Below are 22,382 nucleotides of genomic sequence, written 5' to 3' on the forward strand. Positions count from 1 at the left end.
CATGCCAGACAAGGAACTGCGTGCATGAAGCCAGCTTTTAAAACTGCCTCTTTTTTTGGCGTGGCCCTGGCCGCCGGGCTGCACAACGCACCCAGCCTGGCCGAGGAACCCGCCGCTCAGGCCCTGGGCACGGTGATCGTCACCGGCAACCGTGGCAGCGAGAAACGCACCGTAACCAGCAGCCCGGTGCCCATCGATGTGATCAGCGCCAAGCAGTTGCAGGAAACCGGCAAGCCCGGCCTGATGGAAGCCCTCAGCGCCAGCGTGCCGTCGCTGACCTTGCCGGAAAAGACCGGCTGGGACGCCAGCGGCATGGCCCGCGCCCCTAACCTGCGCGGCCTCAACGCCGCCCAGGTGCTGGTGCTGGTCAACGGCAAGCGCCGCCATACCAGCGCCACGCTCAACATCAGCGGCATCAACGCCGGCGCTGCCCCCGCCGACCTCGACCTGATTCCCATCAGTGCCATCGACCATGTCGAGGTGCTGCGTGATGGCGCGGCCGCCCAATACGGCTCCGACGCCATCGCCGGGGTGATCAACGTGATCCTCAAGGCCGACGCCAGCGGCACTGCCGTGACCACCGCAGGCCAAGGCTACGACGGCAAGAAGCAGACAGTGCAGCAAAGCCTGAACAAGGGCTTCGAGATCGGCCGCGACGGCATCGTCCAGCTGGCACTGGACGCCCGCAGCCAGAACGACGACAACAAGGCCAGCGCCAATGGCTACAGCCAGGCCGAAGCCCTGGACCGCGCCGGCAAGGTTACCTACGGCGGCTATGGCACGCCGAAGATCAACCTTCTGACTCTGGGCTACAACGCCGAACTGCCGCTGCAAGACGACCTGACGCTCTACTCGTTCAGCACCTGGTCGTACCGCAAGGCCGAGCAGGGCCAGAACTTCCGCCTGCCGACCATCGTCAACACCATCACCACCGGGCCCAACGGGCGCCCCTCGGGCTATACGCCCACCTGGTACATCGAGGAATACGACTACCAGGCGGCGTTTGGCGCCAGGGGCCTGGCCGGCGAATGGGACTGGGACCTGTCCAGTACCTACGGGCGCAACGAGGCCGAACAGGGCACCTGGAACAACCAGAACCCGTCACTGGGCGAGGCCACGCCCAACCATTTCGAATCCGGCACCTGGGTCAGCTCGCAACTGACCAGCAACCTCGACCTGCGCCGCAGCTTCGAAGTTGGGCTGACCAAGCCGCTGGACTTCTCCTGGGGCCTGGAACAGCGCCGCGATACCTACCAGGTGCAGGCTGGCGACTGGGCCAGCTGGGCCGACGGCGGCTACTGCAAGGCGCCCGGCAATTGCGCCGCCTCCGGCGCCCAGGTCACCAACGGCATCTCCCCCGCCGAGGCCGCCAGTGCCAGCCGCAACAGCTACGCCGGTTACCTGGACGTGGGTTTCAACCCGCTGCCGCAGTGGTACTGGGGCGCTGCCCTGCGCTACGAGCACTATGATCGCAATATCGGGGCCACCCGCAGCGGCAAGCTGACCACCCGCTACGAGCTGACCCCCGAACTGGCCGTGCGGGCGACGGTGAGCAACGGCTTCCGCGCGCCGTCCTTGGCCAACAACCTGTTCAGCGCCCGCTCCACCACCTACGGCGTGGTCGACGGCGTGTACCAGTCGATCAACTATGGCGTGCTGCCGGTGGATTCGGCCGCCGCCAAGGCGCTGGGCGCCGAACCACTGAAACCGGAGAAGTCCACCAACTACAGCCTGGGGCTGGCCTGGCAGCCCGGCGAGCGCCTGGCCTTCACCGCCGATGCCTACCTGATCAACGTGCGCGACCGCATCACCCTCACCGGTACCCTGCTCGGCCCCGAGGTCACCCAGGCCCTGCTCGCCAACGGTATCGACTCGACCTCGGGCGGCCAGTACTTCACCAACGGCGCCGATACCCGCACCAAGGGCCTGGACCTGGTGGGCAGCTACGACCAGGACCTGGGCGGTGCAGGGACGGTGAAGTGGACGGCGGCCTTCAACTGGAACGACACCGAGATCCTCGACTACAAGCAGAGCGTGAACATCCTTGGCACGCCCTACGAGCTGATGAATCGCCAGGCGCGCAACCTGCTGACCGAGGTACAACCGCACACCAAGCTGATCCTTGGCGGCAACTGGCGCCTGGATCGCTACCGGGTCAACCTGGGGCTGACCCGCTACGGATCCTGGCGCGAGGTGAATGCCGCCAACGACCGTTCGCTGGACCGCGAGTACAAAGCGCGCTGGATCACCGACCTGGATGCAGGCTACCAGTTGACCAAGGACCTGGAGCTGGCGATCGGGGCGCGCAACCTGTTCGATATCTACCCCGAGCGCCAGGCACCGAGCAGCAAGACCATGGTCAAGGGATACGGGGTGTACTCGCCCTATGGCTTTACCGGCGGGTATTACTTCGGGCGGGTGACCTACACCTTCTGATTCGTGACAAGCCGGCCGACGATGTCGGCCGGCAACCGGTATCAACCACGCAACATATGGACCGCCACACCGGCCAAGGCGCAACTGAACAGTACCTGGATCACGCCACGCTTGAAGCGGAACAGGGCCACTGCGGCAGCAATGGCGATCAACGCCGAAGGCCAGTCGAACGCCCCACTGAAACCCTTTGGCCAGAGCACGTGATAGCCGAAGAACATGGCGAGGTTCAGGATCACCCCCACGACCGCGGCCGTGATCCCCGTCAGCGGTGCGGTGAACTTCATCTCGTTGTGGGTCGATTCCACCAACGGGCCACCGGCGAGGATGAACAGGAACGACGGCAGGAAGGTGAACCAGGTGACGAGGCTGGCCGCGACTGCACCGGCCAGGAACGGGTTTTGCTCACCGAACATCGGATGCACGTAGCCACCGACGAAGCCGACGAAAGCCACCACCATGATCAATGGTCCTGGCGTGGTTTCTCCCAAGGCAAGGCCATCGATCATCTGAGTGGGTGACAGCCAGCCGTAATGCCCGACGGCGCCCTGATACACATAGGGCAGGACGGCGTAGGCGCCACCGAAGGTCAAAAGTGCGGCCTTGGTGAAGAACCAGCCCATTTGCGTCAGAGTGCCGGCCCAGCCAAACGTCAGTGTCAGCAGCCCCATGGGCAAGGTCCACAATACGGCGCCGATCAGCACCAGACGCAGCAAATGCCCCACCCGAAAACGCGCATGCTCAGGCGTTGGTGTGTCGTCGTCGATCAGGGCCGGGCCGTAGCTGTTCCTGGCAGCCCCATGACCACCACCGATCACGAATTTGCCGGGGGCGAAGCGACCGCCCACATAGCCTGCGATACCGGCAACCAGCACGATCAACGGGAACGGCACATCGAGGGCGAAGATGGCCACGAACGACGCTGCGGCCATGGCCCACAGCCAGCCGTTCTTCAGCGCGCGCGAGCCGATCCGGTGCGCCGCGTGGACGACAATGGCCGTGACTGCAGGCTTGATGCCGTAGAAGACCCCCGCCACCACCGGGACCTCGCCAAAGGCGATGTAGACCCAGGACAGGCCAATCAGGATGAACAGCGAGGGCAATACGAACAATACGCCGGCAATCACCCCGCCCCAGGAGCGGTGCATGAGCCAACCGATGTAGGTGGCCAGTTGCTGTGCCTCGGGGCCTGGCAACAACATGCAGTAGTTCAGCGCGTGCAGGAACCGCTTCTCGCTGATCCAGCGCCGGCGCTCGACCAGTTCCTGGTGCATGATCGAGATCTGCCCGGCGGGCCCACCAAAACTGATGAAGCCCAGCTTGAGCCAGAACAGGAATGCTTCGAACAGTCCGACCGGCCGCTGAACCGCTTGCGATGGTGGCTGTTCGCCCACTGCAGAGGTGCTATCAACCATTTTGCGCTTCCTCACTCGCGAAAGCCGTCAGAAGGCCATCGAAGATACCCCCGGCGACCGTTGTCAGTTGATCGTCATCGCCAATGCTTTGTCTCAAGCCCGCGAGGACACGTTCGATACCTGGGGCTTCCGAGGGCTGGTTGCCTCCCACATCCAGATAGTGAATGACTGCGGCCAAGCGTGCCAGGCCCGGCTGCTGCAGGGCAAAGCTCTCGATGAGGGTTTCGAAGGACACCCGCTGGCCGACATGGCTGAACCTGGCCCCATCAAAATCGAAGCCCAGCGCATCGCCCGGGCAGTCTTCAGGCCTGTCCAGCCAGATGAATCGAGCGTCGGCATCGATGAAGCGACGAATCAACCAGGCACATGCCAGCCGATCCACCCATGGGCGCTTGCGGGTGGCCCAAAGGCGCCCCTGGTAGTCGTTGCGTTCCAGTCGGGTGATCGCCTCGTCGTGGGCACTCGGCTCATCGGAAGACAGTGCGCGGCCAATCGCGGCTTCGAGCTCTTGCAGCGCCGCATCGGCTTGTGCCTTGGGCACGCCCGGGAAAAAATCGGTCGCCGCCAACTGGCTGAAGGCCTTTCTGAGCTTGCGCACCTGCCGTGCGGTCTGCAGCGCATTCTCTGGCGCCAGCTCGGCCCTGCAGCCTGCAATTTCTTCCATCAGGCTGGCGTACTCGTCGCTCCTGTCGAACAGCCTGCTGAAGCGCTCTTCACGCTCAGGCAGCGACAGGAGAAATGCGGTGCCGTTGATAGCCAGCACGTCACGCTCGACTGCCTCGAAAACTTCCCGACCCGCACATTGTTCGGGCAGCAGGTAAACACCATCCCTCAGCACTGCGGCTCCGGAGGCCTTCAGGCTTCTCCAGGCACGCATGCGCTCGGTGGCATTGGCCGTCGGCAATCCGAGGATCAGTAGCGACCAGTGGATCATGTAGAGTACTCAACACAATATGTTTGTACCTCTACATTAATCTGAAACTGTGCAAAATCAACAGGCCCGTAGCTTTTGGGGCTGCTGCGCAGCCCATCGCCGGCAAGCCGGGCTCCCACAGGGACCGCGAAAATCTTGAGGTCTGCGCCGTACCTGTGGGAGCCCGGCTTGCCGGCGATGGGCCGCAAAGCGGCCCCAAATCGCTCAACTGACTGGCACCAGGGTAAACCCGCTCCCACAGGGTCCCTGCTAAATCAAGGAGTTATGTGGAGTTCCATAGGAACGGGATCCTACTCCAGTGGAATGGTCAGGCGATTGATCACTGCCCGGGTTTCTGGCCTCACCCCGCGCCACCAGGCGAACGCCTCCGCCGCCTGCTCGACCAGCATGCCGACACCGTCGGCCAGGCGACCCACACCCTGCGCCTTGGCCATGCGCAGGAACGGCGTCAGGCCTTTGCCATACGCCAGCTCGTAAGCCAGCCGCGTCTCGCCCAGCACGCCTTCAGGTAGCGGCGGCAGCTCGCCGGTGAGGCTCGCGGAAGTGGCATTGACCACGATGTCGAAGGACTGTCCCTCCAGCTCCTCATAACGGCTGATGCGCAGCCTTGGGTGATCCAGTTCGTTGCGCAGGCTGAGCGCCTTGGCCATGTCACGGTTGGCAAGCACCAGTTCGCTTGGCCCCGCCTGCAGAAACGGCAGCAATGCACCACGTACCGCGCCACCGGCGCCGAGCAACAGTACCCGCCGATTGGCCAGTGGTTCACCGAGGTTTTCCTCGATATCCCGCAGCAAGCCGATGCCGTCGAAGTTCTCGGCAAAGATACGGCCATTCTCGAACTTCAATGCATTGGCCGCCCGCGCCAGCTGTGCGCGCTCGCTGCGTTGGTCAGCCAGCTCGAAGGCGCGCAGCTTGAACGGCGCGGTGATGTTCATGCCCAACCCGCCATCGTTGCGAAAGTTCAGCACCTGGGCCTCGAAGCCCTCGAGCTCGCCCTCGATGGCGCCGTACTCCAGGCACTGGCCACTGGCCTGGGCGAACAGGCCATGAATCAACGGGGACTTGGTGTGGTTGATCGGTCGGCCGATCACTGCATAGCGGTCGCTCATCGTGCATCTCCATGGGTGAACAGCACACCGTCTGCCTGCATGGCGGTGATTTCTTCAGGGCTGAAACCTAGGCCGGCGGCCACTTCGGCATTGTGCTGACCGAGGTCCGGGGCCACTTGGTGGATCGTGGTGTCGCACTCGGAAAAGCGGAACGGCAGGTTGGGCAGGCGCAAGGTACCGTAGCGCGGGTGCTGCTGCTCGATGACCATGTTGCGCGCCTGGATCTGTGGGTCAGCCACGACCTCGTCGATGCGTTGAACCTTGGCGCTGGGGATGTCGATGTCATCGAGCAATTGCAGGATATCGGCTACCCGGCGCGCACCAACCCAGTCACGCACCACGGCCAGGATCGCCTGGCGGTGGGCGTTGCGGCCATTGAGGCTGTGGTAGCGGCTGTCGCTGCCGAACCCGGGCGGGCCACCGTTGGCTTCGAGCATCGCGGCAAAGCGCTTCCAGGCGTCGTCGACCTGGGCGGCGATTACCAGGTCACCATCAGCCGCACGAAACACGCCGTACAGGGTGGAGGTGGGCATGTCATGGCCGGTCTGCTCGGGCAGGACCGTGCCATCGGACAAGGTGTAGCACTGCACCGCGTATTCATGCATCGACACCAGCGTGTCGTAAAGGGCCATGTCGATGTGCTGGCCCCGGCCGCTGTTCAGTCTGCCCAGCAGCGCCGCATTGATCGCCGCCACGGCATGGATGCCGGTGTACATGTCGCCCAGGGAAATGCGCAGCAACGGCGGCGCTTCGCCCGGCACGCCGACCATCTGCATGATCCCGCTCTTGGCCTCGGCGATCAGCCCGAAGCCGGCGCGGTGGGCATCCGGGCCGGTATGGCCGTAGGCGGAGATGGAGCAGTACACCAGACGCGGGTTGCGCGCTGACAGCTCGGCATAGCCCAGGCCCAGTTTGTCCAGGGCGCCGGGGCGATAGTTTTCGATGAACACATCGGCCGAGTCGGTAAGGCGCTGCATGAAAGCTTTGCCACGCGGGTCCTTCATGTTCACGCTGACGCCCTGCTTGCCCATGTTCAGCTGCAGGAAGTAACCGCTCTGCTGTTCATCAAGGGTAAACGCGTGCTGGCGGCCGGCATCGCCGCTGCCCGGCCGTTCGACCTTGATCACCTCGGCGCCCAGTGCTGCCAGGCAACGGCCCACATAGGGCCCGGCCAGGAAGTGGCTGTAGTCGATGACGCGAATACCTGACAATGGCAATGCCTGGCTCATGCCTGCACTCTCCTCGGCACCATCAGCCGGTGCTCGCCACGCTGCACGACTTCGCCATGCTGGTTGATCAGCTCCGACGGCAAGACCACGATGCCCCAGCCCGGTCGGCTGTTGCTCGGGCGCATCGCCCCCACGCGCATGCGCACGTGCAGCACATCGTCGACCTTGATCGGCAGCACGAAGTCCCAGGTCCAGCCCAGCGACATGCCCGGTACAAAGCGGTATTCGCACTGGGTCTTCAGGCCGTCGGCGATCGACAGGCCGAACAGGCCATGGGCAACCAGGCAGCCGAAGTGGCTCGCGTTGGCGTACGCCTCGTCGACATGCACCGGCGTGTGGTCGCCGGTGAGTTCGGCGTAGGCCAGGATGCGTTCGCGGGTAACGGTGTAGGTGGGGCTGATGCATTCATCGCCTTCGCAGGCATCGTCCCAGTATTTTTCCACCACGCTCATGCCACCACCTCTGCACGTGGGTCGATGGCCAGTGCCTGGGCGACGCATTTCGCCGGCAATGCCTGAATGAACTCGACCGCCAGGCCGTCAGGCAGGCGCAGCCAGTTGCGGCCCTGAGGCATTTCGCTGACGCCGAAACGCTGTGCGGCGGCCAACGCGGCTTCGAGGTCCTCGCACATGATGCCCAGGTGTGCCATGCGCCCTTCCGGGCCGGCAAAGTCCGGCTGGTGGATGAACTGCAGGCCACCAAGGGTCCAGTACTGCGCAGGCTGCTCGGCGTCACCCTGCATCTCGCGCATGGTCATGCCGCACACCTCGCTGAAAAAGCGGATGTGCCACTGGATGTCCCGCACCCAGAACGCAACGTGTTCAAGGTAGGCTTTCGGCTGGCTCATGGATTACTTCCCTTCTGCTGATCGGCCATGGCGCGCTCGATACCCTTGATGCAGGCAACCAGGGTCGCGTTGACCGGCGTAGCCACGCCGTGGCGCTGGCCCCAGCGCACGACGGAGCCGTTGATGAAATCGACCTCGGTGACCGAGCCCTTTTCCAGGCTCTGCAGCATTGAGGTACGGAAGCTTGCCGGCAGGCCTTCAGCTGCCAGGCACCACGCAGCGTCCGGGCTGGTGAGGCTCAGGCGGATGCCGGCCCGCTCGGCGACGGCGATGGCTTCGCTGACCGCTGCCTTGGCGGTGCTTTCCAGCAGCGGCTCGCTGTACAGCTGGCCATAACTGAGCATGGTGATGCCGCTGAGCGCGCCTGTCGCGACGTTGACCAGCAGCTTGTCCCACATGGTGCCGAGAATGTTGTCGCTGACCGTGGTGGCGAGCCCGGCGCCATTGAAAGCCTCGGCGATGGCCTGCACACGCGAGGTCCGTTGGCCGTCGAGCTCGCCGATGAAGGTGTGTTTGCCTGCCACGCCGGCACGGATCGAACCCGGCGCCAGCAGCACGCCACCGACGTAGGTCTTGCCGGCCAATACCCGCTCACGCCCCACGGCCTCGGCCAGGATGTCTTCGTGGCCAAGACCGTTCTGCAGCGATAGCACCAGCGTCTGCGGCCCGATCAGCGCCTTGGCACCGGCAATCGCCTCGCTGGTGTGGAACGACTTGACCAGCACCACTACCAGGTCGGCCACGCCCACGGTTGCCGCGTCGCAAGCCGCCTTCACCCGGACCTGCCGCTCGCCGCGTTCATCCTGCACCCGCAGCCCGCGCAAATTCATCGCCTCGACATGCGCCTGGCCACGATTCAACAGCCAGGTTTCGTGCCCCGCCTCGCTCAAGGCCGCACCAATGGCGCAACCCAGGGCGCCGGCGCCCAGAATGCAGATTTTCAAATCGCTGACCTCCTGTGGTTTGCGACCACCTTATGCAGCGAGGCTTATTTCGGCTATACAATGGCCTCAATACACTTATTGAGTTTCGCAATAATGAGCACGCTCGATGCCTTGCCTGATCCCAAGCTGCTGCAGCTGTTCGATGTGCTTTACCACTGCCGTAGCGTGACCCGTAGCGCTGAACAGCTCGGCCAGAGTCAACCTACCGTGAGTATCTGGTTGGGGCGCTTGCGTGAAGAACTGAACGACCCGCTGTTCGTGCGCACCCCCGGGGGCATGGCCCCTACCCCGCGGGCAGACCAGTTGATCGGGCCATGCCGCGAGGTGCTGGAATCGCTGCGGCGCCTGACTACCTGGGAGCCGCAATTCGTTCCTGCCACGGCCCAGCGTCGCTTTCGCCTGTGCGTCAGTGATGCCAGCCATATCACCCTGCTGCCAAGCATCCTCAACCACCTGCGTACCCATGCGCCGGGTATTCGCCTGGAGGCGGCGCGCATAGATGGCAACACCGAAAGCGCGCTGGAGTCCGGCGAGGCGGACCTGGCCATCGGCTTTGTGCCTTGGCTGGGTGCGGGGATGTATCAGCAAGTGTTGTTCGAACAGGACTGGGTCTGCCTGAGCAACCCACAACACCCTCGTTTGGGCCAAGGCATGAGCGTGGCGCGCTACCAGGGCGAGGGGCATGTACAGATCAGTGCCGGGACCGGGCAAAAGTTACTGGAGGCTGGTTTGGCGCGGGCCGGCATCGAACGCAGGATCATGCTGGAGCTGCCGGCATTTCTAGGGTTGGGGATGATTGTCGGGTCGACCGACCTGGTGGCAACGCTGCCACGGCACATCGGGCAGACACTTGCAGACATGCATGGTCTGCAGGTGCACGATTGCCCGTTTGCAGTGGAGGGCTTCACGGTCAAGCAGCATTGGCACGCGCGCTACCAGCAAGACAGCGGGAATCGCTGGATGAGGGAGGTGGTTCGGGGCTTGTTTCAAGCAGGTGCCAGTTAGCACACCAGACGAACGCCTCCCTCGCCGAGCTTCCTTGCCTGGAAACATCGGGGTGCGAGTCAGGCAGCAGGCTTGAGCACCACCTTCGTCCAGCCATCATCCCGCGCATCAAAGTGCTTGTAGGCATCGGGGCCTTCAGCAAGCGTCAAACGATGGGAAATTATCTGGGAAGGCTTGGCGCGCCCATGATGAATGAGCTGCGCCAGGCGGCGATTGTAGGCCTTCACGTTCGCCTGGCCTGTGCGGATGAATTGGCCCTTGAACCAGAACGCCCCGAAATCGAAGGCCATCTTGCCCTGCTTCGCCAGGTCGTTCTTCGCACCCGGATCTTCTGGCACGAACACACCCACGACGCCTATGCCACCGGTAGCCTTGGTCGAGGCAACCAGGTTGTTCATGGTGAGGTAGTTCGCTTCATGGCCATGCTTGTCGCAGCACTGGTAACCCACGCATTCGCATCCCCGGTCGGTGCCTTTGCCGTGGGTCAGGTTCATGATCTTGTCCACAGCCTTCTGCTCGACCGCGTTGATGGGGGTTGCCCCTAGCTGCGCGGCCAGCCTCAAACGATCCGGCTGGTTGTCGATCACGAACACCTCGGAGGCACCTTTGATGATTGCCGAATAGGCCGCCATCAACCCGACAGGGCCCGCTCCATAAATCGCAATGCTCTCGCCCGGCTGCAGGCCGGCCAGCTCTGTCGCATGCCAGCCAGTGGGGAAAATATCCGAAAGCATGACGTAGTCATCTTCACGTTCCTGGGCGTCCTCCGGCAGCACCAGGCAGTTGAAATCAGCGTATGGCACACGCAACAGCTCGGCCTGGCCACCTTGGTAGGGACCCATGTCGGCAAAACCATATGCGGCCCCGGCAGCACCCGGATTAGCAGTGAGGCAGAATCCTGTCAGGCCTTTTTCGCAGTTTTCGCAGAACCCGCAGCCGATGTTGAACGGCAGGCTGACCCAGTCACCGACTTTGACGCGGTCCACCCCTGCCCCCACCTCGATCACCTCACCGAGGTTCTCATGGCCGAACACACGCCCGGCTTCGAACGATGTGCGCCCCTCATACATGTGAAGGTCGGACCCGCAGATGTTGGTGGTGGTGATGCGCACCAGCGCATCGGTAGGCTTCTCGATCCTTGCATCGGCAACATTCTTGACGGCGACGTCGCGCGGTGCGTTGTATACGATTGCTTTCATGCTGAACTCCCAGAAGTCAGGGGCGATGGAAAAGCGCCCTACCCTGTTGGGGTAATGGATTTACCTCAGGTGTTCAGTGCTGTACGTGAATAGCAGATCAGTGGCGCTAATCATCGTCGCGCCTTGGATCTAACCACGCTATAGCATTTTCTCCAGCCCGATCGCGCTGCTGAGCCAGGAATTGAAGTGTCGCCACCAACTCCCCGGTTCCTTGGTCAATGTATGTTGCTTGCCATCGTCTTCGGTGACCCATACCAGCTGATTCTTTTCCAGCCGGGTGTGATAACTGAGAGCCGGTGCCATCCCCTCCAGAGCCAGTTCGCGCACCCGTCCAGCAAGCTCAGGGTCATCGACCAACACGCCGACTTCGGTATTCCACAACAAGGAGCGCGAGTCGAAATTGAACGAGCCGATAAACGCTTTCTGCTGGTCGAATATCATCGCCTTGCTATGCAGGCTGGACTCGGAGCTATTGGAGGATCCACCTTGAAACAGGCCCAGCCCACTGTCGCTGTCGCCATTGTCACCGGATTGGCTGCGTAATTCGAACAACTGCACACCATGCTCCAGCAAGGTTTTGCGATAAGGCGCGTAAGCACCGTGCGCTGCGGGTACATCGGTGGCTTCCAGTGAGTTGGTCAGCAAGCTGATCGACACGCCAGCATCGGCACGACGGGTCAGGTACACCACCCCTGGTTGGCCGGGCACCATGTACGCCGAGACAAGGATCAGCTCCTTGGATACCCCATTGAGCTCGGGTGCCAATTGGGTGGCCAACAACAAGTACGGGGCTGGCTCGCCACTCGACAAGACCTTGCTCGGTGCATCCCACATCGCTTTGTTCCATGCCCAGATCAACTCCCTGCGCCAGTCATTCAGGCGTGGCTGGGTGGTATAGCTCATCAGTTGTTGATAGAGCGCATGATTCTGTTGGCGTACTTTCTCCAGGGACTCGTCCAGCCGAGTCCGGAGGTTTTTCAGGTCCCCGGTCGTCGGACTGGTCGAGATGAACTGCTCGATGGGCTTGCTCAGGGCACTGTTCCAGTACTGGTCGAAACCATGTCCCAATTGTTCTGCAACCGGCCCGACGCCGAGCATGTCGATGTCGGTGAAATTCCTGTTGGGCTCGGCATCGAAATACTCGTCCCCCAGATTGCGCCCGCCGACGATGGCCGCACTGTTGTCCACCACCCACAATTTGTTGTGCATGCGCCGGTGCTGCCGAGCCAGGTTGAACAGCCGGCCCATCGTACGCGTCACGACGGTACTGCGGCCCAGGTGCAGTGGATTGAACACGCGGATCTGTATATGCGGATGCGCCGCCAGTGTCGCGATAATTCGCTCCAGGTCATCGCTGGTGGTGTCATCGAGCAAGATCCTGACGCGGACGCCGCGGTCGGCGGCGATGAGCAGCTCGCGCACCAGTATCCGAGTACTGATGCCGTCGTGAACGATGTAGTACTGCAAGTCGATGCTGCTTTGAGCATTGCGAATCAGTTCGGCGCGTGCGGCGAAAGCCTCGGCACTATCGGAGAACAAGCGAAAGCCCGACTGGCCTTGATGGGGGGCTGCCTGGGCGTGGATGGAGCGACCGAACGCCGAATCGTTCGCAGGCAAGGCCTGACTGGGTTCGTGAGAGACATTGGGCGTTGTACAACCACCAGACAGCAGGGCGAGTAACAGCAGAGCAGCAAGGGGCTGTTTGATTGTCACGGAGGCTACCCCGGGTGATGGCGATGAGGGTGCCGGGTCCCGAAGAATGGCCAGTCCCTTACCACCAGCATCCGGCCGTATCGACCTTGTGCAATGTTTCTTCGATCTGCGGTGTTGTTACAGAAGCGTAGTTCATCTCCTGCTGACCGCGGTGTCGCTTCTGGGCGTCACGGGCACCCAATGAGGGCCATCGGCATTGTCGGTGACGCTGAAAGTTAACTGGCTTTGTAAGCGCGACGCGAACTCTGTGGGAGCGGGTTTACCCGCGAAGCAAGCGCCGCGATGGATGGCACCGGCGGTGCCGGTGTTCGCGGGTGAACCCGCTCCCACAATGATTGCTGTTGGGCAAAATGACAGCTAACGGTCGGTCGCGGATGGCTGCTAACGACCCAAGGCGGAAATCTGTAACCGGGGCCGCTTCGCGGCCCATCGCCGGCAAGCGCGGCTCCCACAGGTACAGCGCATGCCTGAAAGCTGGTGATATTCCTGTGGGAGCCGGCTTGCCGGCGATGAGGCCGGTACTGACAACAGTGCTTTGGATCACTGTCCGCTTTGGGTCGATACCGGTCGGTAGTGACTGACGGCTTTCGACCCAGAGCAGCCCTTGAGCAATACTATGACGAAGCAGTAGCGTTGGCAGCAAGGTTGACGAGTAATACTCTGGTAAAAGAATGTCCTTCAATTCGCATAAGAAAAAACTGCTAGATGACATCGAGCCACTCTCGCACCGTGCGTCACATGCGCGCTCATGCGACCTGCTGGTAGCTCAAAAAATAGGATTGCCTCGTGATGCTGTAATTGAACTGGTGGCGCGTCAAACTGGCGTCAATCTCCATAAGCCACAGTCTGTTGCCGAACTGCTGATCGCTTTAGCGGAGCTGGAGAAAATACGCCTGGGTCAATAGTGGCTATCCCAGCCTGGAGTCTTCGTCTGAGGCTGTCAGAGGAACTGACCGCTATGGGTCGGTAGCAGACCAATACTCCCTCTTAACTCTTCGAAAGCTGGGCACATCTGTGCTGCATCGCTTCCAGCCCCCAAGGATCTACGTTCGGTAAACCGACGAGCTCTAGTCATAGAGTGTTCATCCGTGAAACCTAGGTATGGATGTGCGATACCCATGGACGATGGTGCAGGCCCCAAGCCAGGGTTACCGCGTGATTGCCCATGACCGCCGTGGCCACGGTCGCTCCACACAGACCGACAAAGGCAACGACATGGACACCTACGCCGCGGAACTTGCGGAACTGGTTGCGCACCTGGATCTGAAGAATGCCGTGCATATCGGCCATTCCACTGGCGGTGGCGAGGTTGCCCGCTACGTCGCACGCCATGGTGCCGGCCGCGTCGCAAAGGCGGTGCCGATCGGCGCGGTGCCGCCGATCATGCTGAAAACCGCGAAGAACCCCGGCGGCCTGCCGCTCAAGGTGTTTGACGGCTTCCGCGAAGCGCTCGCCGCCAGCCGCTCGAACTTCTACCGCGACGTCGCAGGGGGCCCCTTTTACGGCTTCAACCGGCCGGGCGCGAAGGTCTCCGAAGCGGTGATCGGCAACTGGTGGCGCCAGGGCATGAACGGCGGGGCCAAGGCCCATTACGACTGTATTGCGGCCTTCTCGGAAACCGACTTTACCGAAGACCTGAAGCAAATCGCCGTGCCGACACTGGTGCTCCACGGTGAGGACGATCAGATCGTCCCCCTCGACGACTCCGCGCGCCTCTCGATCCAGCTGCTTCGCAACGGCACCCTGAAGACCTACCCCGGTCTGCCCCACGGCATGTGCACCACCCACGCCGAGACCATTAACGCGGACCTGCTGGCCTTCATCAAGGGCTGATGCCGCTGCAAGCGAAAGCTCCGGGGCACAGAGCCCCAGGCTTATTCCATTCAGAGCTGCGACAGCCCGCCATCGACGCACAGGTCGACGCCGGTGATGAAGCTGCTGTCGTCCGAAGCGAGGAACAGCGCAGAGTTCGCCAGCTCTTCAGGGCGACCGAGCCGACCCAGCGGAATTAACCCCGCCAGTTGCCTTTCGAACTCACCGTACTGCGCCTCGCCGATGCCCATCTTGCCGATGATCGGCGTCCGGACCGGGCCGGGGCTCAGGCAGTTGACGCGGATGTTACGGCCCTTGAGTTCCGCTGCCCAGCTGCGGGCAAAGGAGCGCACCGCCGCCTTGGTCGCCGCGTAGACAACGTGGGCCTCCAGCGCCTTCAGGTGGGCGATGGACGACACCAGCACGATGGAGCCGCCGTCACGCAGCAGCGGTAGCGCTTTCTGGATGGTGTAGAAGACGCCTTTGACGTTGATATCGAACTGCTCGTCAAACTGCTCTTCATCGACCTGATCGCCCGGAGCCGGACGGATGACGCCAGCGTTGGCGACCAGCACATCGAGGCGGCCGAAGCGCTCTCCGATCTGCTGGTACAGGTCGTCCAGCTCCTCCAACCGGCTGGCGTCGGCGCAGATGCCCACGGCGTTTTCACCGATGAGCTCGACCGCCTCCTCCACCGCTTGCCGACGACGCCCGGTGATGACCACCTCGGCGCCTTCCTGGGCGAATCGTTGCGCGGTGGCCAGGCCGATACCGCTGTTGCCGCCCGTGACCAGGGCGACCTTGTTGCTTAGCTTTCCCATCATATCTCCAACGTTGCTTGTGAATCCGCTCGTTTGGGAGGTCGCAAATCGGGAGCACGCAGCAGGTCCTGTTGCAGGGGCAGATAGCGCTCGATCTTTTCCGCCAGGCGTTCGCGGCGCTCGGCCAGCTGGGCCTGCAGCGCGTCCAGGGCCACCAGTTTTTCCAGGTGCTGCTGCAGGCAGGCGAGGAAGCCTTCGCTGTCCTCTTCCTCCTCCAGGTACTGCAGCAGGCCGTGGATCTGCCGGGTGCTGAAGCCGCACTCGAGCAGCTCGCGCACCCAGAGCACGCGTTGCACCATGGACGCGGCGTAGTCGCGATAGCCATTGTCCAGCCGCGCCGACTCGATCAGCTGCTTCGACTCATAGTGGCGAAGCGCGCGTGTACTGACGCCGGCGCGTAAGGCCAGCTCTCCGATTTGCATGTTGACCTCCGATGGGGAGCACTCTGGGGGCTTGACGCTAGTGTCAAGGTCAAGCCCCCTTTCGCTTTTTCAGTCGGCCATTGTGGGATGCGCCGGCAGGGTGAACTGCACCGCCGCACCACGGGGCTGGTTGGCGCTGGCCCAGAGATGGCCGCCATGGCTGTCGATGATCGAGCGGCAGATCGACAGCCCCATGCCCATGCCAGTGGCCTTGGTGGTATAGAACGGCGCGAAGATCAGGTCGGCGTTGTTCTCGGCGAACCCCGGGCCGTTATCGCACACCCTCACTCGCACGCCACCCGCATCGGACTCGGAACAGACCAGTAGGTGGCGCTCGCCAACGGGCACACCGTCCATGGCTTCCAGGGCATTGACGATCAGGTTGAGCATCACCTGCTGCAACTCTACCCGGTCACCCTCCACTTTCGGCAGGCCGTCGGCAAGTTCGACGCGCACCACGGCGCCGCACTTGGCCGCCTCGCCGCGGGTGAAGTCGACCATCTCGCGCAGCGCCGCGCTGACGTCCACGGCCTGTTTCTGCGGCGGTGTCTTGCGGATCAGCTGGCGGATGCGCCCCAGCACCTCGGCGGCGCGGTTGGCGTCCTTGATGATGCGCCCCAGCACGTGGCTGACTTCACCCAGCTCCGGCGGCTGTGCCCCCAGCCAGCGAAGGGCGGCATTGGCGTTGGTCACGGTGGCGGCGATCGGCTGGTTCACCTCGTGGGCGATAGACGCTGCCAGTTGTCCCATGGTCGCCACGCGGTTGGCGTGGGCCAGTTCGTTCTGCACCTCGCGATAGCGACGTTCGCCCTCGCGCACGCGCTCCTCGGCCTGCTTGCGCTCGGTGAGGTCGAGCACGAAGGCCACCCCCTCCTGTTGGCTGGCCTCGAAGGCCGCCAGGCCGACGATCACCGAAACGCGGCTGCCGTCCTTGCGGATGTATTCCTTCTCGAAGGGCTGTGCATGCCCGGTCCGGATAGCCGAGGCAAGGTGCGCTTGACTCAGCGCGAAGGACTCCGGCGGTGTCAGGTCGTGCCAGCGCACGCGGCCGGAAAGCAGGTCATCACGCTCGTAGCCGACCATGCGCAGGAAAGCGTCGTTGGCTTCTGCTATCTCGCCGCCCGCACTCCAGACGATGATGCCGATGATGTTGGCGTCCACCAGCCGGCGAATCCTCGCTTCGCGTTCCGCGGCGTCGCGATAAAGGCGCGCGTTCTCCAGCGAGGTCGCCGCCTGCGAGGCCAGCAGTCGCAGCACGGCGATCCGTGCAGGGCTGAACACGCACGCCGAGAGGTTGTTCTCCAGGTACAACGCGCCGGTGAGCTTGCCCTGGTTCATCAGCGGCATGCAGAGGATCGAACGCGCGCCGTGCTGCCGGACATAGGGGTCGGTAGTGAGGCCCGGCTCGGCCATGGCGTCGTCCAGGCACAGGCTCTCGCCAGTGCGCAGCACCTGGTAGAGCACCGTCTCGGCCAGCGTCGCCGCGCGGATCGGTTCGTTGCACAACTGCATCGCGTCGTCGCCGACAGTCGCCAGCGCCGCTATGCGTGGCTCACCCGCTTCGGCAAGAACCAGCACGCCACGCTCGGCGCCGGCCTGCTCGATGGCGGTGCGCATCACCATGTCGATCAGCTTCTCCAGGACGATCTCGCCCGAGGCTGCCTGGGATACCTTGAGCACGGTGGCCAGGTCCAGGTGCTCCACCGGGGTGGCAATGGTCGCGGTCGGGCCGGGCGCGGGCTCCTCGTTGCGCAGGTAGCGATGTTTCCCTTCCAGCTGACGCACCTTGCCATCGGCGCCCCAGCGCAGGTAGCCGTATCGCGCGTCCTGCAGGTAGACGCGGGCGATCTTGGCCAGGCCGCGCGCGCCGTAGAAGCGCCCCGCCAGCTCGTTGGCCAGCGCCTCGATCTGCACGAAGCCGTTGTCCTGCGCCTGGCGGATGGCCTCTTCGTAAAGCAACTCTGCGTCGACCAAACGCCCTTCGGCCCGGGCGATTTCCGCGCCCACCAGAGCAACCCGGCAGGCGAACGATTCGCCGCACTGCCGTGCCCACTCCTGCAATTGCGCGTGATGCACGGCCAGCTCTCGCAGGCGCTCAGATTGCTCATCGACAGCCGCGGAATCGAAAGTGGCAGCCAGCGTCAGCGCCGCATGGAGGTGGTATTCGGACTCCTCAGTAAAGGTCTCCACAACCCACAGCAGCGCCTTCGCCCGCGCCACACAGTGCATGGCCGCCGCGTGATCGCCCGCCATGCAGCGGGCCTGCAGCTTGCGTATCCAGTACTTGGCCGCTGCCAGCGCCAGGCCCGGCGTGCTGTCCAGGTGCGCCTCGAAACGCGCCTCGTCGAACAGCTCATCGTCGAAACAGCCGAAGGTCGGGGTCTGCCCGCGCAGCGTACGGATCAGCGCCAGCTGCGTGCTTATGAAGTCCACCACCAGGCCGAAGCGCACCTTCTGCGCATAAGCCAGTCCCTGCTCGGCCTCTACGTGCACCTGCGCCAGCGGCTCGCCGAGGAACAGCACATCAGCGATATGGCCGTTACCGGCATAGGCGGCGTAAGCCAGATCGCCGACGCGGTTGGCCGCGACGAAAGCCCGGCGCAGCAGTTCCCGGCACTCGCGCACCGGGCGCATCCAGCGCGCCACGAACATCGAGAAGCACAGGTAGGTGCGAGCCTCATGACGATTCATCCCGTGCCGGTCGACCAGGTCGCAGCCCAGGCGACCGAAGTGGTAGCCGGCTTCGTAGTCACCGAAGCGGCGGCCGGCAATCCTTCCCACGTTCGCATAAAGCATGCAGGAGGCGTCGCAGTTGCCCCGCTCCAGACTCAGGCTTACGGCCTTGCAGATGGTCAGGCTAGCCAGGTTGGCGTCGCTCTGCAGCGCCGGGGCGAAAAGTTTGCCGAGGGCATCGAGAGTCGCCAGGGAGGCGGCGTCCTCCATCAGCGGAAGGTCGATCAGTTGCTCGATACTGCGCTCGCCCAACTGCGTCCAGATCTGCTGGTATTCCTCGCGCACCTGCTCGTCGTCCGGGTGCGCCGACCAGTGGATGCCGACTGCGTCCAGGTAGGCTAGGCATACGGCGACCGCCCTGTCGCTGCGGTCCTGCAACAGGCACACGTCCATCTGCAGGCAGGCCACCGCCGCCTGCTCCACCGTGGTGGCGGCGCGTGGCGTCAGCGCGGTGAGCCTCTCATCGGCCTGCGCCAGCTGGCCCGTGAGAAATTCGCATTCGGCACAGTTGAGTTCCAGGGCAAAGCCCAGGTCGTGACGGCGTTCCCAGAAATCGCCGTCGAGCAGTTGCATGCCGGCGCGCAGATAGGCCAACGCCGAGGTGTAGGCGCTTGAAGCCTTGGCGCGCTGCCCGGCCAGCAGATTGTAATCGGCCAGTTGCTCGCGCTCGGCGCGAGCCTCGATCAGCCGGGCGCCGCGATTGAGCTGACCGACGATCTCGAAGATCGCTTCTTCGCGGCGTTCCGGCGGCGTCTGCTCGGCCAGCAGGCGACCGATGCGCAGGTGCGCCTCGGCACGGGCGGTTTCGGCGATCAGCGAATACGCTGCCTCGTGGATGCGGTCGTGGACGAAAGCGCAGGCGCCTTCCAGGCGCTCCACCAGTTCCTGGCGCACAGCCGACCAGAGTATTGAATGCACCTTCACCGGCGGCAGGTCGAGCACGGTCGCCAGGGTACTGATCTGCGCGGTGTTGCCCAGGCAGGCCAGCTGCTGCAGCGCCTGGCGGGTTTCCAGCGGCAGGCGCGCGAGCTTGCCGACCATCAGGTCGACGACGTTGTCGGTAAACCCCTTGGCGTGGATGCGCTCCGGCTCCCAGCGCCAACGCCGCGCCTCGTGGTCGTAAGTCATCAACTGTTCCTCGGCCAGCGCCTGGAGGAACTGGATGACGAAGAACGGGTTGCCGGCGGTCTTGTCCTGCACCAGCCGGGCCAGCGCGACGATGCTCGGCGGCGGACAGCGCAGGGCCTCGGCAATCAGTTGCTCGATGTGCGCCCGGGCTAGCGGCGCCAGGCGTATCTCGTCGATGCGCACGCCGGCCTGGCGGATGGCTTGTAGCTTGCGAGTCAGCGGATGGCTGGCATCCACCTCGTTGTCTCGGTACGCGCCCACCAGCATCAGGTGGCGCAGCTCCGAATGGGTGAGCAGATCTTCGAGCAGGTCGAGGGTCGCCGCATCCAGCCATTGCAGGTCGTCGAGGAACAGCGCCAGCGGGTGATCGGCGCGGGCGAACACGCCGATGAAACGGCGGAACACCAACAGGAAGCGGCGCTGCGCCTGTTGCGGCTCAAGATCGGGCACCGGCGGCTGGTCGCCGATGATCAGCCGCAGCTCGGGAATCAGGTCGGTGATCAACCGGGCATTGGGCTCCAGCGCCTGCAAGAGGTCGCTGCGCCAGCCCTCCAGCACGTCACCGCTTTTGCCCAGCAACGTGCGCACCAGCCCCTGGAAGGCCTGCACCAGTGTCGAGTAGGGAATGTCGCGCTTGTACTGGTCGAACTTGCCGGAAGCGAACAACCCGCGCGGCGGGACCAGCACCTTGTGCAGCTCGTTGACCACCGAGGACTTGCCGATTCCAGAATAGCCCGACACTAGCACCAGCTCCGGCGTGCTGCTGGCGACGATGCGCGCGAAGGCCTCGACCAGCATCTCCACTTCCCGCTCGCGACCGTAAAGTTTCTCGGGCACCAGCAGGCGATCGGGCGTGCCCTGTTCGTCCATGCTGAAGGCTTCGATGCGCCCGCTCCGCTGCCAGTCGTCCAGGCAACGGCGCAGGTCGTGTTCGACGCCGGAGGCGCTCTGGTAGCGCTCCTCGGCGGTCTTGGCCAGCAGCTTGAGGACGAGTTGCGAGAGCATCGGTGGCAAGCCGGCAACCCGTTCGCCGGGCGGCGTTGGCTTGCGCGCGATGTGGCAGTGCACCCATTCCATCGGGTCGCTGGCGGAAAACGGCAGCGTGCCGGTGAGCATCTGGTAGAGGACCACGCCAAAGGCATAGAGGTCGCTGCGCGAGTCGACGGAGCGGTTCATCCGCCCGGTCTGTTCCGGCGCCATGTAGGCCAGGGTGCCGGCGATGGTCTCCGGCGGTTCGGGCGCCTGACGCTCGCGCGGCAACCGCGAGGCCAGGCCGAAGCCGGTCAGGCGGGCCTGGCCATCGGTGCAATTGACCTGGATGTGATTGGGCTTGAGGTCCTTGTGCACCAGGCCGCGCTGGTGTAAGTGGCGCAGCGCCACGGCGATGTCCACGGCCAGGCGCAGGCAGGTTGCGATGTCCAGCGGCTGGCGCAGCACACGGGACAACGGCTCGCCGCCGGGGTCATCGAGCAGCAGGCGGGTCTTGCCGCCTTCACGGTGCAGCGCCTGCGGGCGCAGTGCCCAGGCGCTGTGCAGTTCGTCGCGCAGGCTGTACTCGTGGGCCAGCCGTTCCAGCGTGGCGGGCAACGGATGTTCAGCGGCCGGGCGCACAAGCAGCACGCTGGCGCCGTCGTCACCGGATGGACGGACGCGGCAGAATACCCGCTCGCCGTCGTCCCATAGGATCTTCTGTTTGCTGGCCATCGGTTCGGCAACCTCTGAAAGGTTTTCTGCTGCCCCCAGTGGTCAGCGACTGTTATGCGATACGCGTGGCGGCGCTCAGGTCGTCCGCTGCAACGGCTCGACGCCCAGGGCCTCGGCCATGCGCACCAGATCGGCGACCGAGCGGGCGGCCAGCTTCTTCATCACCTGGCCACGGTGAACCTTGACGGTCACTTCGCTGAGGTTGAGCTCGGCGGCGATCTGCTTGTTCATCAACCCCGCGACGACGAAGCGCAGCACTTCGCGCTCACGCAGGGTCAGCGCCTCGAAGGCCTGTCGCAGCGCCGCGCCGGACTGTTCGACCTGCAACCGCTTACCGTCGCGGGCCAGGGCGCTGGCCACCGCGTCGAGCATGTCCTGGTCGCGAAAGGGCTTGGCGAGGAAGTCCACCGCGCCGGCCTTCATGGCCTTGACCGTCATCGCGATATCGCCGTGGCCGGTCATGAACACGATGGGCATACGCACCCCGCTCTTCTCCATCTGCTCCTGGAACGCCAGGCCGCTCTCGCCGCGCAGGCGCACGTCGAGCACCAGGCAGCTGGGGACGTCACGCCGGGCAAAGGACAGAAAGGCCTGGGTCGAATCGAAGGTCTGCACCTGCAAGCCGATGGAGCGCAGCAGGCCATCGAGGGCGAGGCGCATGGACTCGTCGTCATCGACCACATAGACCACCGGCTCCTTCGGGCCTTGCGGCGGATTGGAATGCGACGACGAGCTCATCTTGCCTCCTTGGGGGACCGCGATACTCGCGGTGTGCAGATCAAAAAATTTAGTCCATGATGGGGCCCGCGGCAAAGTGCCAGCCCAATGGTCATGGGGCCGGAGCGATACCTTCGGGATATTGGCCATAACGCGCGCCATGGAGCACGCCATAACGCTGCTGCGCGCAAGGCTAGCCTGGCGAAGCGAAGCGCCG

At 63.8% G+C, this 22,382-nt stretch carries 17 protein-coding genes; 4 read left to right on the forward strand and 13 right to left on the reverse strand.

Annotated elements, in window-relative coordinates; translation table 11 throughout:
* Positions 1-24 precede the first annotated feature (24 nt).
* Positions 25-2,436, forward strand: a complete 2,412-nt coding sequence (locus CAG22_RS16420; protein ID WP_085705805.1) for a TonB-dependent siderophore receptor — start codon at positions 25-27, stop codon at positions 2,434-2,436.
* 41 nt (positions 2,437-2,477) lie between these two features.
* On the opposite strand, the gene chrA is transcribed toward CAG22_RS16420, so the two are convergent.
* From chrA to CAG22_RS16455, 7 genes are all read right to left on the reverse strand, one after another.
* Positions 2,478-3,848 carry a chromate efflux transporter gene (gene chrA, locus CAG22_RS16425; RefSeq protein WP_085588194.1) on the reverse strand — a complete coding sequence of 457 codons (1,371 nt, stop codon included), beginning with the start codon at positions 3,846-3,848 and terminating at the stop codon, positions 2,478-2,480.
* Positions 3,841-4,782: a chromate resistance protein ChrB domain-containing protein gene (locus CAG22_RS16430; RefSeq protein ID WP_139833473.1), complete on the reverse strand. Its 942-nt coding sequence runs from the start codon at positions 4,780-4,782 to the stop codon at positions 3,841-3,843. The genes chrA and CAG22_RS16430 overlap by 8 nt, the downstream gene beginning before the upstream one ends.
* Positions 4,783-5,072: 290 nt before the next feature.
* A complete protein-coding gene (aroE, locus tag CAG22_RS16435; RefSeq protein ID WP_085705806.1) occupies positions 5,073-5,891 on the reverse strand; it encodes a shikimate dehydrogenase in 819 nt (272 codons plus the stop codon).
* Positions 5,888-7,120 carry a CaiB/BaiF CoA-transferase family protein gene (locus CAG22_RS16440; protein ID WP_085705807.1) on the reverse strand — a complete coding sequence of 411 codons (1,233 nt, stop codon included), beginning with the start codon at positions 7,118-7,120 and terminating at the stop codon, positions 5,888-5,890. The genes aroE and CAG22_RS16440 overlap by 4 nt, the downstream gene beginning before the upstream one ends.
* A complete protein-coding gene (locus tag CAG22_RS16445) occupies positions 7,117-7,572 on the reverse strand; it encodes a MaoC family dehydratase (RefSeq protein ID WP_075045462.1) in 456 nt (151 codons plus the stop codon). The genes CAG22_RS16440 and CAG22_RS16445 overlap by 4 nt, the downstream gene beginning before the upstream one ends.
* Positions 7,569-7,967: a VOC family protein gene (locus CAG22_RS16450; protein WP_025339475.1), complete on the reverse strand. Its 399-nt coding sequence runs from the start codon at positions 7,965-7,967 to the stop codon at positions 7,569-7,571. The genes CAG22_RS16445 and CAG22_RS16450 overlap by 4 nt, the downstream gene beginning before the upstream one ends.
* A complete protein-coding gene (locus CAG22_RS16455; protein WP_085588188.1) occupies positions 7,964-8,911 on the reverse strand; it encodes a ketopantoate reductase family protein in 948 nt (315 codons plus the stop codon). Before CAG22_RS16455 ends, CAG22_RS16450 begins: the two co-directional genes overlap by 4 nt.
* A gap of 93 nt (positions 8,912-9,004) precedes the next feature.
* Between CAG22_RS16455 and CAG22_RS16460 the strand changes: the two genes are divergently transcribed.
* Positions 9,005-9,916 (forward strand): LysR family transcriptional regulator, encoded by a 912-nt coding sequence (locus tag CAG22_RS16460; RefSeq protein WP_075045463.1) that lies wholly within the window; start codon positions 9,005-9,007, stop codon positions 9,914-9,916.
* Positions 9,917-9,975: 59 nt separating this feature from the next.
* On the opposite strand, the gene CAG22_RS16465 is transcribed toward CAG22_RS16460, so the two are convergent.
* Entirely contained in the window at positions 9,976-11,115 is a 1,140-nt protein-coding gene (locus CAG22_RS16465) for a glutathione-independent formaldehyde dehydrogenase (protein WP_085705808.1), read from the reverse strand.
* 138 nt (positions 11,116-11,253) lie between these two features.
* Positions 11,254-12,828: a phospholipase D family protein gene (locus tag CAG22_RS16470; RefSeq protein WP_085705809.1), complete on the reverse strand. Its 1,575-nt coding sequence runs from the start codon at positions 12,826-12,828 to the stop codon at positions 11,254-11,256.
* Between the two features lie 671 nt (positions 12,829-13,499).
* Here CAG22_RS16470 and CAG22_RS27825 point away from each other — a divergent pair.
* Together CAG22_RS27825 and CAG22_RS16480 are read left to right on the forward strand one after the other, a co-directional pair.
* Positions 13,500-13,733, forward strand: coding sequence for a hypothetical protein (locus CAG22_RS27825; RefSeq protein WP_139833474.1), 234 nt, complete (start codon positions 13,500-13,502; stop codon positions 13,731-13,733).
* Between the two features lie 196 nt (positions 13,734-13,929).
* Positions 13,930-14,661 (forward strand): alpha/beta fold hydrolase, encoded by a 732-nt coding sequence (locus tag CAG22_RS16480; protein WP_305880078.1) that lies wholly within the window; start codon positions 13,930-13,932, stop codon positions 14,659-14,661.
* A 50-nt stretch (positions 14,662-14,711) separates the two neighbouring features.
* Here the strand turns inward: CAG22_RS16480 and CAG22_RS16485 are convergent, their stop codons facing one another.
* The 4 genes from CAG22_RS16485 to CAG22_RS16500 form a co-directional block, all read right to left on the reverse strand.
* Positions 14,712-15,461, reverse strand: a complete 750-nt coding sequence (locus CAG22_RS16485; RefSeq protein WP_085588182.1) for an SDR family NAD(P)-dependent oxidoreductase — start codon at positions 15,459-15,461, stop codon at positions 14,712-14,714.
* The gene (locus tag CAG22_RS16490; protein WP_085588180.1) at positions 15,461-15,883 is read right to left on the reverse strand and encodes a MerR family transcriptional regulator; all 423 of its coding nucleotides are present in this window, start codon (positions 15,881-15,883) and stop codon (positions 15,461-15,463) included. The genes CAG22_RS16485 and CAG22_RS16490 overlap by 1 nt, the downstream gene beginning before the upstream one ends.
* A 69-nt stretch (positions 15,884-15,952) precedes the next feature.
* Positions 15,953-21,448, reverse strand: coding sequence for a trifunctional serine/threonine-protein kinase/ATP-binding protein/sensor histidine kinase (locus CAG22_RS16495; protein WP_085705810.1), 5,496 nt, complete (start codon positions 21,446-21,448; stop codon positions 15,953-15,955).
* Positions 21,449-21,523: 75 nt separating this feature from the next.
* Complete coding sequence (locus CAG22_RS16500; protein ID WP_085705811.1) at positions 21,524-22,186, reverse strand: response regulator transcription factor; 663 nt, start codon at positions 22,184-22,186, stop codon at positions 21,524-21,526.
* Positions 22,187-22,382 lie beyond the last annotated feature (196 nt).

The sequence above is a fragment of the Pseudomonas sp. B8(2017) genome (genome assembly GCF_002113575.1).
In the GTDB taxonomy this organism is placed as follows: domain Bacteria; phylum Pseudomonadota; class Gammaproteobacteria; order Pseudomonadales; family Pseudomonadaceae; genus Aquipseudomonas; species Aquipseudomonas putida_Z.

What these genes read in the sequence shown, in the direction of transcription:
- CAG22_RS16465 (WP_085705808.1), bottom strand. Translation starts at nt 11,115, where the DNA reads ATGAAAGCAATCGTATACAACGCACCGCGCGACGTCGCCGTCAAGAAT.
- CAG22_RS16460 (WP_075045463.1), top strand. Translation starts at nt 9,005, where the DNA reads ATGAGCACGCTCGATGCCTTGCCTGATCCCAAGCTGCTGCAGCTGTTC.
- CAG22_RS16500 (WP_085705811.1), bottom strand. Translation starts at nt 22,186, where the DNA reads ATGAGCTCGTCGTCGCATTCCAATCCGCCGCAAGGCCCGAAGGAGCCG.
- CAG22_RS16485 (WP_085588182.1), bottom strand. Translation starts at nt 15,461, where the DNA reads ATGGGAAAGCTAAGCAACAAGGTCGCCCTGGTCACGGGCGGCAACAGC.
- CAG22_RS16420 (WP_085705805.1), top strand. Translation starts at nt 25, where the DNA reads ATGAAGCCAGCTTTTAAAACTGCCTCTTTTTTTGGCGTGGCCCTGGCC.
- CAG22_RS16445 (WP_075045462.1), bottom strand. Translation starts at nt 7,572, where the DNA reads ATGAGCGTGGTGGAAAAATACTGGGACGATGCCTGCGAAGGCGATGAA.
- CAG22_RS16450 (WP_025339475.1), bottom strand. Translation starts at nt 7,967, where the DNA reads ATGAGCCAGCCGAAAGCCTACCTTGAACACGTTGCGTTCTGGGTGCGG.
- chrA (WP_085588194.1), bottom strand. Translation starts at nt 3,848, where the DNA reads ATGGTTGATAGCACCTCTGCAGTGGGCGAACAGCCACCATCGCAAGCG.
- CAG22_RS27825 (WP_139833474.1), top strand. Translation starts at nt 13,500, where the DNA reads ATGTCCTTCAATTCGCATAAGAAAAAACTGCTAGATGACATCGAGCCA.
- CAG22_RS16480 (WP_305880078.1), top strand. Translation starts at nt 13,930, where the DNA reads ATGGATGTGCGATACCCATGGACGATGGTGCAGGCCCCAAGCCAGGGT.
- CAG22_RS16490 (WP_085588180.1), bottom strand. Translation starts at nt 15,883, where the DNA reads ATGCAAATCGGAGAGCTGGCCTTACGCGCCGGCGTCAGTACACGCGCG.
- aroE (WP_085705806.1), bottom strand. Translation starts at nt 5,891, where the DNA reads ATGAGCGACCGCTATGCAGTGATCGGCCGACCGATCAACCACACCAAG.
- CAG22_RS16495 (WP_085705810.1), bottom strand. Translation starts at nt 21,448, where the DNA reads ATGGCCAGCAAACAGAAGATCCTATGGGACGACGGCGAGCGGGTATTC.
- CAG22_RS16440 (WP_085705807.1), bottom strand. Translation starts at nt 7,120, where the DNA reads ATGAGCCAGGCATTGCCATTGTCAGGTATTCGCGTCATCGACTACAGC.
- CAG22_RS16430 (WP_139833473.1), bottom strand. Translation starts at nt 4,782, where the DNA reads ATGATCCACTGGTCGCTACTGATCCTCGGATTGCCGACGGCCAATGCC.